The organism is uncultured Mycobacterium sp. (assembly GCF_964249325.1).
Taxonomy (GTDB): Bacteria; Actinomycetota; Actinomycetes; order Mycobacteriales; family Mycobacteriaceae; genus Mycobacterium.
Genome location: NZ_CAXUCH010000053.1, coordinates 10,772 through 23,272 on the forward strand (window position 1 = coordinate 10,772; position 12,501 = coordinate 23,272).

General features: G+C 66.3%; 10 protein-coding genes and 3 pseudogenes (1 of these 13 running past the window's edge). 7 read left to right on the plus strand and 6 right to left on the minus strand.

The genetic code is table 11. The features are described from left to right. A pseudogene (locus ACFE99_RS09505) lies at positions 1-647 on the minus strand (DNA translocase FtsK); it reaches 1,857 nt to the left of the window's first position. Between the two features lie 147 nt (positions 648-794). Here ACFE99_RS09505 and ACFE99_RS09510 point away from each other — a divergent pair. From ACFE99_RS09510 to ACFE99_RS09520, 3 genes and pseudogenes are all read left to right on the plus strand, one after another. Next, complete coding sequence (locus tag ACFE99_RS09510) at positions 795-1,109, plus strand: putative quinol monooxygenase (RefSeq protein WP_375484599.1); 315 nt, start codon at positions 795-797, stop codon at positions 1,107-1,109. Beyond that, the gene (locus ACFE99_RS09515; protein WP_375484601.1) at positions 1,109-1,933 is read left to right on the plus strand and encodes a mycofactocin-coupled SDR family oxidoreductase; all 825 of its coding nucleotides are present in this window, start codon (positions 1,109-1,111) and stop codon (positions 1,931-1,933) included. Before ACFE99_RS09510 ends, ACFE99_RS09515 begins: the two co-directional genes overlap by 1 nt. Before the next feature lie 2 nt (positions 1,934-1,935). Then, positions 1,936-2,809: pseudogene (locus tag ACFE99_RS09520) on the plus strand (SAM-dependent methyltransferase). A gap of 52 nt (positions 2,810-2,861) precedes the next feature. Here the strand turns inward: ACFE99_RS09520 and ACFE99_RS09525 are convergent. Genes ACFE99_RS09525 through thyX form a run of 3 tightly spaced genes read right to left on the minus strand, consistent with a single transcriptional unit; the run spans position 2,862 to position 6,225 of the window. Beyond that, complete coding sequence (locus tag ACFE99_RS09525) at positions 2,862-4,538, minus strand: ribonuclease J (RefSeq protein WP_375484603.1); 1,677 nt, start codon at positions 4,536-4,538, stop codon at positions 2,862-2,864. A 7-nt stretch (positions 4,539-4,545) separates the two neighbouring features. Beyond that, complete coding sequence (gene dapA / locus ACFE99_RS09530) at positions 4,546-5,448, minus strand: 4-hydroxy-tetrahydrodipicolinate synthase (protein ID WP_375484605.1); 903 nt, start codon at positions 5,446-5,448, stop codon at positions 4,546-4,548. A 24-nt stretch (positions 5,449-5,472) separates the two neighbouring features. Then, positions 5,473-6,225 (minus strand): FAD-dependent thymidylate synthase, encoded by a 753-nt coding sequence (gene thyX / locus ACFE99_RS09535; RefSeq protein WP_375484607.1) that lies wholly within the window; start codon positions 6,223-6,225, stop codon positions 5,473-5,475. A gap of 24 nt (positions 6,226-6,249) precedes the next feature. On the opposite strand from thyX, the gene ACFE99_RS09540 reads away from it, so the two are divergent. Further along, positions 6,250-6,396 (plus strand): hypothetical protein, encoded by a 147-nt coding sequence (locus ACFE99_RS09540; RefSeq protein WP_375484609.1) that lies wholly within the window; start codon positions 6,250-6,252, stop codon positions 6,394-6,396. A gap of 229 nt (positions 6,397-6,625) precedes the next feature. Here the strand turns inward: ACFE99_RS09540 and ACFE99_RS09545 are convergent. Beyond that, a pseudogene (locus ACFE99_RS09545) lies at positions 6,626-7,423 on the minus strand (polyprenyl synthetase family protein); the annotation flags it as partial. Continuing rightward, entirely contained in the window at positions 7,420-8,091 is a 672-nt protein-coding gene (locus tag ACFE99_RS09550; protein ID WP_375484611.1) for a hypothetical protein, read from the minus strand. The pseudogene ACFE99_RS09545 and the gene ACFE99_RS09550, both read right to left, overlap by 4 nt. Positions 8,092-8,185: 94 nt before the next feature. Here ACFE99_RS09550 and ACFE99_RS09555 point away from each other — a divergent pair, with 94 nt between their 5' ends. The 3 genes from ACFE99_RS09555 to ACFE99_RS09565 form a co-directional block, all read left to right on the plus strand. Further along, positions 8,186-9,532 (plus strand): hypothetical protein, encoded by a 1,347-nt coding sequence (locus ACFE99_RS09555; protein ID WP_375484613.1) that lies wholly within the window; start codon positions 8,186-8,188, stop codon positions 9,530-9,532. After that, a complete protein-coding gene (locus ACFE99_RS09560) occupies positions 9,529-10,047 on the plus strand; it encodes a hypothetical protein (protein WP_375484615.1) in 519 nt (172 codons plus the stop codon). The genes ACFE99_RS09555 and ACFE99_RS09560 overlap by 4 nt, the downstream gene beginning before the upstream one ends. Continuing rightward, positions 10,044-12,501, plus strand: a 2,458-nt coding sequence (locus tag ACFE99_RS09565) for an adenylate/guanylate cyclase domain-containing protein (protein WP_375484617.1), incomplete at its 3' end; no start/stop codon positions are given. The genes ACFE99_RS09560 and ACFE99_RS09565, both read left to right, overlap by 4 nt.

A 12,501-nucleotide genomic window follows, 5' to 3' on the forward strand; every position in this document is an offset into this window, starting at 1 on the left:
CCGCCGATGGCGAATCCGATGAAACCCGCCGCGTGCCGACGTGCATCGGGGTTCTGCGGAGAGCCGGCCCACAGATGCCACAGTCCGAGCACCGAGAGACCGGCCAGCGCAGCCCCGAGGATCAGCCGGGGCCGAACCTCGGGGTTCGGTTCAGTCCGCATCAGCGCCACGGCCGCCGCAACGGTGCCCACGGGCAGCAGCACGACAGCTGAGCCGATGAACAACCGCAGCGCCGAGTCGACCCATGCCCCGACCGGCCGGGCGGCGTCGAACCATGAGCTGGCCGCGATCACGACCGCGACCCCCAGCAGCATCAGCGCGATCCCGTCGCGGCGGTGGCCGGGGTCGATATCGTGGGCGCGGCCCACCGACCGCGCCGTGGTGCCGGCACCTCTGGCCAACATCAGCCAGCCGGCGCGCACCGCATGGCCGCAGCGCAGCCCCGCGGTGACCAGCAGCGACCGATTGCGGCGTTTCTTCGCTCTTTTCCGGGGCGCGGCCGGTCGTGCCGGCCGGGAACTACCCCGCGGAGCGGCCTTTGACCTGCTCGTTCGGCTGCCGGATCGGGCGACGGTCCTACTTGGCATAACCGCAAGACTAATCGCAAATGCACCATCGGCACCATAAGCCACACTGGTTACGGCCATGCGGGCATCTGCCGTGCATCGACGCTCGGTAGGGTGACAGCGGTCACGCCACAACCAGGGCGGCGACCCGCTACCACCAGGGCGGCGACCCGCTACGCCCGGCTCCGCCGCGCTTGCGATCGCCGCTACCACCTCAGGAGGTCCCGCATGCCTGTCGTCGTCGTCGCCACCATGACCGTCAAACCGGAGTCGGTCGACACCGTCCGCGAGATCCTGACCCGCGCCGTCAAGGACGTGCATGAGGAGCCGGGCTGCCAGCTCTACGCCCTGCACGAGTCGGGCGACACCTTCGTCTTCGTCGAACAGTGGGCCGACGCCGACGCGCTCAAGGCCCACAGCACGGCGCCCGCGGTCACGACGATGTTCAAAGACGCCGGCGAGCACCTGGCCGGGGCGCCCGATATCAAGATGCTGCAACCCGTTGTCGCCGGAGACGCGTCCAAAGGACAGCTGCGGCCCTGATGAGCCCGCGCCCTCTGGACGGAAAGGTCGCGTTCGTCACCGGCGCCGCGCGCGGCCAAGGCCGCGCGCATGCGCTGCGGCTGGCCTCCGACGGCGCCGACATCATCGCCGTCGACCTGTGCGATCAGATCTCCAGCGTGCCCTATCCGATGGCCACGCCCGACGATCTGGCCCAGACCGTCAAACTCGTCGAGGACACCGGCGCTCGCATCGTGGCCCGCCAAGGCGATGTCCGTGATCGCGACTCGCTGGCTGCCGCCGTGCAGGCCGGTCTGGACGACTTGGGGCGGCTGGACATCGTGGTGGCCAACGCCGGGATCGCGCCGATGCAGTCGGGCGCCGACGGCTGGGGCGACGTGATCGTGGACAACCTCACCGGTGTGCACAACACGGTCGAGGTGGCGATCCCGACGATGATCGAGCAAGGCGACGGCGGCTCGATTGTGCTGATCAGCTCGGCGGCGGGACTGGCCGGCATCGGCAGCGCCGATGCCGGCTCGATCGGCTACACCGCCGCCAAGCACGGGATGGTGGGCCTGATGCGGGTCTATGCCAATCTCCTTGCGCCGCACAGCATTCGGGTCAACTCGATACACCCGGCGGGCGTCGACACACCGATGATCAACAACGACTTCACCCGCCAATGGCTCGCTCAGCTCGTCGCCGAATCCGATTCGCCGCCGGACATGGGCAACGCTTTGCCGGTGCAGGTGATGCAACCCGAGGACATCGCCAACGCGGTGGCGTGGCTGGTCTCCGACCAGGCGCGCTATGTCACCGGCATCGCGATGCCGGTCGATGCGGGCTTTCTGAACAAGCGGTAGCGATGGCGCGAAATCCTGCGGCGCAGAACGCTTTCGGCCCGATGGTGCTGGCAGCTGTCGAACAACACGAGCCACCCGGGCCGCGGCTGGTCGACGACGATCTGGCTGCCGCGTTTTTGCCGGCGCGGGCACGGTTGCTCGTGGCGGCGACCCGACCGGCGCTGGTGCGACGTTTGTTGATTGCCGGGATGGAGCGCGGCGGGCCGGGGCTGTGGGCCAACCTCGCCTGTCGCAAGAGCTATATCGGCGACAAGCTTGACGAAGCACGCGACAGCATCGACGCAGTGGTGGTACTGGGCGCGGGATTGGATACTCGCGCTTACCGGTTGGCGCACGACATTCATATCCCGATCTTCGAGGTCGACCAACCGGTCAACATTGCCCGGAAGAAAGCCGCCGTGCGGCGCGCTCTTGGCGAGCAGCCGCGATCCGTTCGGTTGGTGGCGTTGGATTTCGAGCGTGACGACTTGCTCACCACGTTGGCCGAATATGGCTATCGCATCGACTACCGCACCTTCTTCATCTGGGAAGGGGTGACCCAATATCTCACGGCAGACGCCGTGCGAGCGACGTTGGAAGGACTGCGGCCCGTAGTGCCTGGAAGCCGGCTGGTGTTCACCTACGTCCGGCGCGATTTCATCGACGGCGTCAATCTCTACGGCGCGAAGTCGTTGTATCGCAAGGTTAGACAACGACGGCAGCTGTGGCACTTCGGGATTCAGCCAGATGAAGTCGAGGAGTTTCTGGCCGGCTTCGGCTGGCGGCTGCTCGAGCAGGTCGGACCGGAGCAAGTTGATCCAGCGCTACGTCGGGCCGGTCGGCCGCGACCTCACCGCCTCTGAGATCGAATGGTCGGCATACGCCGAGAAGACGTAAAAGCCCCCGATTACAGGCTATTTCGGGGACCTTTGCGTCTGCTCGCTGCTCGTCAGATCTCCAGTACGGTCGGCACGATCATCGGCTGGCGTCGGTAGGTTTCGCCAACCCATTTGCCGACGGTGCGCCGCACCGCCTGGGCAATCCGGATGGGGTCGGTGATGTTTTCTTGGGTGAGCAATTCGAGTTCGTCTTCGACCTTGCGCACCGCGGGCTCCAGTGCTTTGGGATCTTCTGAGAAGCCACGGGAATGTAGATGCGGTGGCGCGGCCACACGACCAGTGCCACGCCGCACCACGACGGTGACAGCAACGAAACCCGACGAGAGGATCAACCGTTCGCCCAGAGTGATGTCGCCGACGTCGCCCATGATCAGCCCGTCGACGAACATCTTGCCGACCGGCACCGCTCCGGCGACGCGGGCCTGCCCGGCGATCAGGTCGACGCTGACCCCGTTCTCCGCCAACAGAACTGACTCCTGCGGTACTCCGGTACGGGCGGCCAGGCCGGCGTTGGCGCGCAACATCCGCCAGGTGCCATGGACCGGCATGACGTTGCGAGGCCGCACCCCGTTGTAGAGGAACAGCAGCTCACCGGCATACGCGTGGCCCGAAACATGCACGCGCGCCTGGGCGTTGGTCACCACGCGGGCACCGATCTTGGCGAGCTCGTCGATCACCCCGTAGACCGCTTCCTCGTTGCCCGGTATCAGCGATGAAGACAATACGATCAGATCACCTGCGGTCAGCGTGATGCTGCGGTGCTCACCGCGTGACATCCGCGCCAGCGCCGACATCGGCTCGCCCTGGGTGCCCGTGGTGATCAGCACCACCTGCTCGGGACGCATCGTTTCGGCCACGCTGATGTCGATTAAATCCGCGTCGGTCACCCGCAGGTAACCGAGTTCGCGGGCGATCCCCATGTTGCGCACCATCGAGCGGCCGACGAGCGACACCCGCCGGCCCAACGCCACCGCGGCATCGATGATCTGCTGCACCCGGTCGACGTTGGAGGCGAAGCACGCCACGATGACGCGGCCGTCGGCGCCCCGGATCAGCCGGTGCAGGGTGGGGCCGACTTCGCTCTCGGAGGGTCCGACGCCGGGGACCTCGGCGTTGGTCGAGTCGCACAGGAACAGATCCACGCCCTCGTCGCCGAGCTGCGACATGCCGGGCAGGTCGGTGGGGCGCCCGTCGAGTGGGAGCTGGTCGAGCTTGATGTCGCCGGTGTGCAGCACGGTTCCGGCCCCGGTGTGCACCGCGATGGCCAGCGAGTCGGGGATGGAGTGGTTGACCGCGAAGTACTCGCACTCGAACACCCCATGCGTGGTGCGCTGGCCCTCGGCGACTTCGCGGAATACCGGTTTGAGTTGGTGTTCGCGGCATTTCGCGGCGACCAGCGCCAAGGTGAACTTCGAGCCGACGACCGGGATATCGGGTCGCAGCTTGAGCAGGAACGGAATCGCTCCGATGTGGTCTTCGTGCGCGTGGGTCAACACCAACGCCTCGACGTCGTCGAGCCGGTCTTCGATATGCCGCAGATCCGGCAGGATCAAGTCGACGCCGGGTTCGTCGTGGGTGGGAAACATCACCCCGCAGTCGATGATCAGCAGCCGACCCAGATGCTCGAAAACCGTCATGTTGCGGCCGATTTCGCTGATGCCGCCCAACGCGGTGACCCGCAGCCCGCCGGCGGCCAGAGGACCTGGCGGCGCGAGGTCTTCGTTCACCTGTAGCTCACCGCAGCACCGAAGCCGCGCGCATGTCGGCGGCCAACTGCTCCACCTGCTGCGCGGAGGCGGGCATCTGGGGCAGCCGCGGCTCGCCGACATCGATGCCTTGCAGCCGCAGGCCCGCCTTGCTCATGGTCACCCCGCCGAGGCGGCTCATGGCATCGCACAGCGGGCTGATTCCGACGTTGATCTTGCGGGCGGTGGCCACGTCGCCGGACTGGAAAGCCGACAACATTTCGCGCAGCTGACCCGCCGCCAGATGAGAGATGACGCTGATGAAGCCGGTGGCTCCCATGGCCAGCCAGGGCAGGTTCAATTCGTCGTCGCCGGAATAGTAGGCCAGTCCGGTGTCGGCCATGAGTTGGCCGCCGCGGTGCAGATCACCCTTGGCGTCCTTGACGCCGACGATGTTGGGGTGGGCCGCGAGTGCGCGGATGGTGTCCGGGTCGATCGGTATCACCGACCGGGGCGGGATGTCGTAGAGCAGCACCGGCAGCTCCGTGGCGTCGGCGACGGCGGTGAAGTGCGCGATCAGCCCGGACTGCGGCGGCTTCGAGTAGTACGGGGTGACCACCAGCAGGCCGTGCGCGCCCTCGGCCGCGCAGGCCTTGGCCAGGTGAACGCTGTGCGCCGTGTCGTAGGTTCCGGCGCCGGCGATGACGCGGGCACGGTCGCCAACCGCTTCCAGCACGGTCCGCAGCAGCGTGAGTTTCTCGTTGTCGCTCGTGGTCGGCGACTCGCCGGTGGTGCCGGATACCACCAGGCCGTCACACCCGGCGTCGACGAGGTGGTTGGCCAGCCGTGCCGCGGCGGCGGTGTCGAGGGAGCCGTCCGAGCCGAACGGCGTGACCATCGCGGTCAGCAGGGTACCCAGGCGGGCGTGGACGTCGAATCCGCCGGTGCTCACGGTCCCCAGGCTACCTGCCCGGGTTCAAGCCTCCGTGGCTAACGGACTCGTCGCGACCTCGGTGCCGTCGGCGAGAGTGGTGATCTCGAAGTCGGCGAACACCGCGGGCGCGACGTCGACGAGCTGGCGCAGGCAGGCGATCGCCAGCCGCCGGATTTCCACATCGGCGTGCTCGCTGGCGCGCATGGCGATGAAATGCCGCCACGCGCGGTAGTTGCCCGTGACCACGATCCGTGTTTCGGTGGCGTTGGGCAGCACGGCGCGAGCCGCTTGACGAGCCTGTTTGCGCCGCAAAACGGCGTTGGGCTGATCAGCTAATTTGGCTTCCAGCTTGGCCAGCAGTTCGGTATAGGTGGCACGGCTGGCGTCGGCCGCCGCGGTCAAAATCTGCTGCAGTTCCGGGTCGTCGCCCATGCCCGGCGGCACAACGATCTGCGAGTCGCGTTCCGGTACGTAGCGCTGCGAGAGCTGTGAGTAGGAGAAGTGCCGGTGGCGGATCAACTCGTGCGTACAGGAGCGCGAGACGCCGGTGATGTAGAACGACACGCTCGCGTGCTCGAGCACCGAGAAATGCCCGACATCGATGATGTGCTTGATGTAGGAGACGTTGGTCGCGGTTTTCGGGTTCGCCTTCGACCAGCTCTGGTAGCAGGCCCGGCCGGCGAACTCGGTAAGCGCCTGTCCGCCGTCGGCGTCCGTGCCCCACGGCACGGCGGGCGGCGCCAAGAACTCGGTCTTGGCGATCAACTGCACGTGCAGCGACGCGGTCTCGGCCACGGCGCTCACGATAGCCCGGCGCCGATGCGCGCCGCGGAGCGGCGAGAGGAGAAGCCGGGCCATCAGACCCAGCCCGGCGCCGATGCGCGCCGCGGCGCCCCCGGCGGAGAAGCCGGGCCATCAGACCCAGCCGACGCCGCCCGGCATCACCGCCAGCGCGCCCACACGTAGGCACTAGTGCCCGCAGGAACTCCAGGTCCGGGCCGGGCCGGGCGTGGGCGAAGGCCTGCTCGAAATACTCCTCGGCGACCAGCAGAATGCCCTCGGCGAATTCGTTGGCGAACGAGATGCTGCCGTAGTGCTCCATCAGCGCGCGCACGTGGTGCACCATGTCGGGTGACCGCTCGGGCCGGGTGCGGCTCAGGTAGTCGTGAACCATTTCCCGGTCCTGGCCCTGCGCGGCCGACAGCAGATGGATCAGCGGGAGGGTCCGCTTGCCCTCGTAGAGGTCACCGAGTATCTCCTTGCCGTAAAGCCGTTCGTCACCCACCAGGTTCAACAGATCGTCGCGGATCTGGAACGCGGCACCGAAGTGAAAACCGAACCGCACCAACGGGCCGAGTTCGGCGGTGCCGCGCGAGCCCACGATTGCTCCGACGCGCAGCGGATGGATGGTGGTGTACCAGCACGTCTTGTGCATGATCAGATTCAGATAGTCGTCGGCCCCGAGTTTCTCGACGTTGTCGAGCTGCCAGCCCACTTCGGTTGCCTGGCCCTCGAGGGTGCGCATCGCCATCGTGTCGAATTCAGCCCACACCAGCTCGGCCAGGTCGCGATCGAGCCGACGGGTCGCCCGCCGCAACACTTGTCCTGCCACCACCGCCAATGCATCACCTGCGTTGAGGGCTGCAGCGATTCCGTGCGTTGCAGCCAAAGTTGGCCTGCCACGGCGCATTTCACTGCCGTCGGCGATGTCGTCATGCACCAGGAACGCGTTGTGCAGCATCTCGATCGCCACAGCAAGACCCAGCAGCTCGTCCGAGTCCGCTCCGAATGCGCGGCCGGCCGACAGACACAGCGCGGGGCGCAACGCCTTACCCGGCCGCGACGGATACGCGCGCATCGGTGCATAGAGCCACTGGCTGGGTTCGCCGTCGGGCATTGCGTCGAGCATTGACCGGCGCACCAGCTTGGCGACCTCGCGCAGGCGTTCGTCGACCACGGACACCAGCGCGGCGCGGTCAGCGGTACTGGTCATGTGCTTGGCAGTCGGACGGTGAGCTGCACCGGAAGCCACAGATCGGGGTGACCACTTGCCAGCACGGTGCCGCGATAAATGCCGGGCCGCGTCTTAGGCGCAACGTCGATTCTGATCGTCACGCCGCGGCTGGATCGTCTGAGCATTGGCACGACGGCGGTGTCGATAACCACCGCACCGGCGTGAATCACATCGCCCTCGTGACTGAGCAGATCACTGCAGCGCAGCCGAACATCCGCGCGGTCGTCGGGTCCCCGGTTGTGCAGCCAGACCTCGGCACTGGCAGAACCGCCCACCGGGGCCTCGAGGTTCAGGGCACCCTTCGCGTCGGGGTTGTTGACGTCGAGAGCCACCGTGCCGCTGCCCTGCTGGATCGCGGAAGGCATTGAGCTGAGCAGGAATTGGCCGGCCATCGACCACCACGCCCGGGTCAGCCGCTCCCATTCCGGTATGCCCGCCTGGCTGTCGTTGGTGGCGGCCTGTCCGTCGCTCTCCTCGACGTCCGATCCCACTGCCCGCACGAATCGGTCGACGATCCGGCTGGCGGCCCGAAAGCCCTCGGCCTGAATAGCGCTGAGTGCACGAACGTTCGCGGCAGGATCGAAAACCGAGGCCCACGGCAGATCGCTGATTGTTCCCTGGTCGCTGCTGTTGCGATTGCCGCCCATCTCGCGATCCACGCCGTGCTGCCCTTCGACGAATTGCCACCGGCTAATCCCGCATCTGGGTATGCTAGCTGCGCAGACGGCCCATGGAGGAGCAATGGCGGCTCTGCCTTCTCTGATGGCGCTTTACGGTGCGCTGGATCCCGCGACATCGGAATTCGAGAGCCGTGCCGTCGCCCACGCCGCCGCACGGTATCTGCCTATCACCGCACGATCCCCTGGATGGTTCGACAACCTCATGGAGGTGTTCGGCAGCCGCACCGCCGAAGCGATTCCAGACCCGGAGAGCGCGCTCGCCGACATTGTGACCGGCGATGACCGGCTGACTGTCCCCGAGTTGTCTCGCCTCGTTTACGTCATCGGAGCCCTTTGCCACACGCCCAGATTCGAGCAGATGACCCTGCGACGCGAAACTCCGTTGGCGCGAGCCCTTGCTCTGGCCGGACCGGACTATGACGAGGAAGCCGGTGGCAATGTCGAGACCGGCGACACCTTGCTGCGGCTTCTCTATGCCGAATTCGAGGCCACCAAAGACTTCGACCGCGTCGTCCGCAGAGCCGTCGTCCAGGGCTTGCTATCGGCTGACGTAGCTGCCGTGCCCCGCTGCATTCCCTCCACGCAGTGGGTCGACGGGTATGAGTGCGTGGTCATCGACACCAGCTTCGGGCGATCGGACATCCACCTGCACAACCTCAAAGACGTGGCCGATCCGCTGAACTGGCACCGCAACTATCCGCACGCGTTCTGTGAGATGGACCAACAGGTTCCTGACCTGCTTCCCAACGGCTGGAGTCGGGTGCGGGAAACGGTCAGTCTGGACTGCCAGCACGGCTGGCCGCGCATGGTCACCCCGCTGGAGTATTACAAGAGCGACCCCGCCCCCGACCAGGCGGTCTTGCAGTATGACCTCGACAAGTCTGGGCTGCCGGCCCCGGGTGACGGCCGGGTCACGGTAGACCGCGGCTTCATCAAGATGTGGGCGACCGGCAACCCGGGGGTATGGGTGCGCACGCGCAAGATCGTCCATATCGACGGGCTGTGGCCAGCCGCACAAGCCATGTTCGTCTGCCCATCTGGATATGCGTGGCAGGCCGCGGAGATGATCTTCGGTAATGCCGAGAACCCACCGGCGGACACCGTGCCCTGGCAGCCGTCGCCGACATCTGCGACAACGGCGTCCACCGGTACGGCTACGGGACCGCAGACGCCAACCACAGGCGGCTCTGTGGCGTCAACGGCGACGCAAACGTGGATCGACTGCCTCAAGGACCTCGCGGACAAGAACCTCCAACTGTCCACGAAGTGGTGGAAAAACCAACTCACCGTTGATGATTTGGTCACCTACACCCAAGACGTGGGCGCAGAGATAGCAAGCGCGCCATGGCGGCTCATCCAGGCACTCAGCCAGCCGCCCGACGACGGCACGCCCGGCGGTGACACGTGACCGAACAGCCGTCCCAGACGCCACTCACCGTCGCGCAGGGAGTGCTGGGCCAAATTGCGGCCACCGCCAAGGCGGCGGCCAATGAAGTCGACGCCGGAACATACAGTCTCGACGATCGGATCAAAGCGATGCACCGCCTTTTCGTTCTGTCGGTGCAGGGCTGGGCAGCGTTGGTTCAAGCCGCGGTATCGGGACCGGCCTTCGGCGTGAAATGGGATGCGGCACCGGCACCGTCGGAACCGATAACGGTGGCCGCCAATCCGAACTACCGACGCAATATCGAGGTCGCCACGTCCTTCGCGCAGGTGGGTGATCCATCGACCGTGATCCCAAACCACCAAATCAAGTTCATCCCCGAGGTACTGGACGTGGGCGCGACGCAGTTCCAGATCGCTGTCGAGAACCGCGATCTGAGCGGCAGGTCCTATACCGGCCAAGTCCGGCTCACCACGATCACTCCGGCAGGCACCCCGCCCGGACAGGAAATCCTGCCGATCCCCGATGTCGAACTGTGAACGGCCACACGCCCGCACCGACCATCGACGAATTGCTTGACCGCGCAGTACAAGCGATCAACCGCGGTGACCGCGCCACCGCTAACGCGCTCGCCGGGCGAGTACTCGAAGTCGACGACAACAACCTCGACGCCGAGGAGTTGCTGGCCACCCCGGCGGGCGGCGGAGCGATCCGGCGGCTGACGATCATGTTCGCCGATCTGGTGGACTCGACGGCCCTGTCGACCCGGATCGAGCCGGAGACCTACCGCACCGTCGTCGGACGTTACCGCGACGAAGTGTCGCGCACCGTCAACCGCTACGACGGCCATATCGGTTCCACAAAGGGCGACGGGCTGCTCGCGGTATTCGGCCATCCCACACCGCATGAAGACGATGTCGGACGCGCGGTACGGGCCGGCCTCGACATCACCAGCGAAGTAGCCGGGCTCAGCGAACGGGTGCGCCGGCGGTTCGGCTTCGACATCGATGTGCGGGTCGGCATCCACCGCGGTCTGGTCTATCTGGACACCGAGCAGGACGACGTCTACGGGCTCGGCGCCAATCTCGCGGCGAGGATATGCAGCCTGGCCCAGCCCGGCACCGTCGCCGTATCCGAAGCGGTGGCACGACTTGTCCGGGACAGCTTTCAGCTTGAAGCGCGAGAACCCAAGGCTGTCAAGGGGGTTGACGGCTTGGTTAGCCACTATCGGGCGGTCGCCGAACTCGACCCGACCCGACATGCGCTGGGTCCGCTGGTCGGTCGCCAAAGCGAGCTCGACTATCTGCATGACGCCTGGTCGCAAGCGCTGACCGGCACGTTGAGAAATCCGGGCGTGGTTTTTCTGGGTGAGGGTGGAATCGGCAAAAGTCGCTTGGCCGCAGCGGCCATCGAGATGGCCGTAGGGTCGCACGCTGTCGTGCTGGAATTGTTCGGTTCGCCGTTCCACACCGACACGGGTCTACGCCCGATACGAAAACTGCTGGAAAGACGGTGCGGCATCGGCAGCACATCCGATCCTGCCGAGCGGCTCGCGAAACTCGAGGCCGAAATCACTCAGCTCGGACTGGACCCAGAGACCATGGTCCCAATGTTGGCGCCGGTGCTCGCCATACGGCCCGAGGCAGGTTATCGACCAGCCCTGCTCGAAGGCAGCGCACTGCACAACCAAATCGCCGCCGCCGTCTACGACTACCTGCTGGCCTGCCTGGGCGACGGGGCCGCTCTGGTGGTGGTCGAAGACCTGCACTGGTTCGATCCCGACACGATCGAGGTAGGGCACAAACTACTCGGCGTGGACACCGGTCGCCTGCTGGTCGTTGTCACCGGCCGTGAGCATGCCGCGCTGCCGGACAGTGTGCGCATCTTCGATCTGCAGCCGCTCACCGACGAGCAAGCCGATGAGCTGATCCTTGCTCTTGATCCCGCGATGACGTCGAATGCCCGCGGCGAGGTGCGGCACCGCTGCGACGGGATACCACTCTACATCGAAGAGGTCATGGCCAAAGTCTTAGAGCAACAAGCCGGTTCAGGGGTAACCCAGGTCCCCGACACCCTGTATGAAGCGCTGTTGGCACGGCTGCCGTCGGACAGGAACACCGTACTTGTCGCGCAGGCGGCTGCGGTCATCGGCAGCGTCGTCGATCGCGACCTGCTGCACTCGGTCGTCGATCTGGCCCAAGACGACCTCGACCGGGCCATCCACGAACTCACCGATAGCGGCGTTCTGCAACCCGTGCGCAACAACCTGTGGCGCTTCCGTCATGAGCTTCTGCGGGAGGTCACCACCGAGTTGGTCCCGCCCAGCCTGCGTGGCCGGCTGCACGGCCGGATCGGTGACGTATTGACAGCGGCGTCGACCACCGGCAATCCGGAGTGGCGGTTGGTGGCGCACCACTACGAGGAGGCGAAGCGCTACCACGACGCAGCGTCGGCGTACGAGCGCGCGTCAGTTGTAGCCCGGGACCGTGGGGCTTTGAGCGAGGCTCGCGCCTACCTGGCTCGAGCGCTGGACAACATCGAACGGTCGGCGCCGGGCCCTGAGCGCGACGAACACGAGATCGCTGTACGACTGCAGCGCGGGTTTCTCACATCGGTGGCCATGGGACATGCCAGCGCAGAGGCCGCCGCCGAGTTCGAGCGCTGCCTGCAGCTGATCGGCACTGAGGTGGGTCCCCAGCTGTACGCGACGTTGAGTGCGCTGTGGAGTTACTACACCGCACGCGGAGACCTGCAGCGAGCGACACAGCTGGGCGAGTCGATACGGTCGCGGCTGGCCGACATGCCGGAGTGGAACCGTGCGCCGAACACGCTGTTGTTCGGCGGCCTGGCGTGGTTTCGCGGTGACTTCCGGGAGGCCCGAGCCCTCACCGAAGCAGCCGCGACGATGGCCGGCGACGTCGGGGAGCCCCGAGTCGAGGATTCCTGGTTCTTGCCCAACGAGCCGTTCGCGACGATCTACACCTACCTTGCGA

What these genes read in the sequence shown, in the direction of transcription:
- ACFE99_RS09550 (WP_375484611.1), bottom strand. Translation starts at nt 8,091, where the DNA reads ATGGGCGGCAATCGCAACAGCAGCGACCAGGGAACAATCAGCGATCTG.
- ACFE99_RS09515 (WP_375484601.1), top strand. Translation starts at nt 1,109, where the DNA reads ATGAGCCCGCGCCCTCTGGACGGAAAGGTCGCGTTCGTCACCGGCGCC.
- ACFE99_RS09540 (WP_375484609.1), top strand. Translation starts at nt 6,250, where the DNA reads ATGCGCGCCGCGGAGCGGCGAGAGGAGAAGCCGGGCCATCAGACCCAG.
- ACFE99_RS09555 (WP_375484613.1), top strand. Translation starts at nt 8,186, where the DNA reads ATGGCGGCTCTGCCTTCTCTGATGGCGCTTTACGGTGCGCTGGATCCC.
- ACFE99_RS09510 (WP_375484599.1), top strand. Translation starts at nt 795, where the DNA reads ATGCCTGTCGTCGTCGTCGCCACCATGACCGTCAAACCGGAGTCGGTC.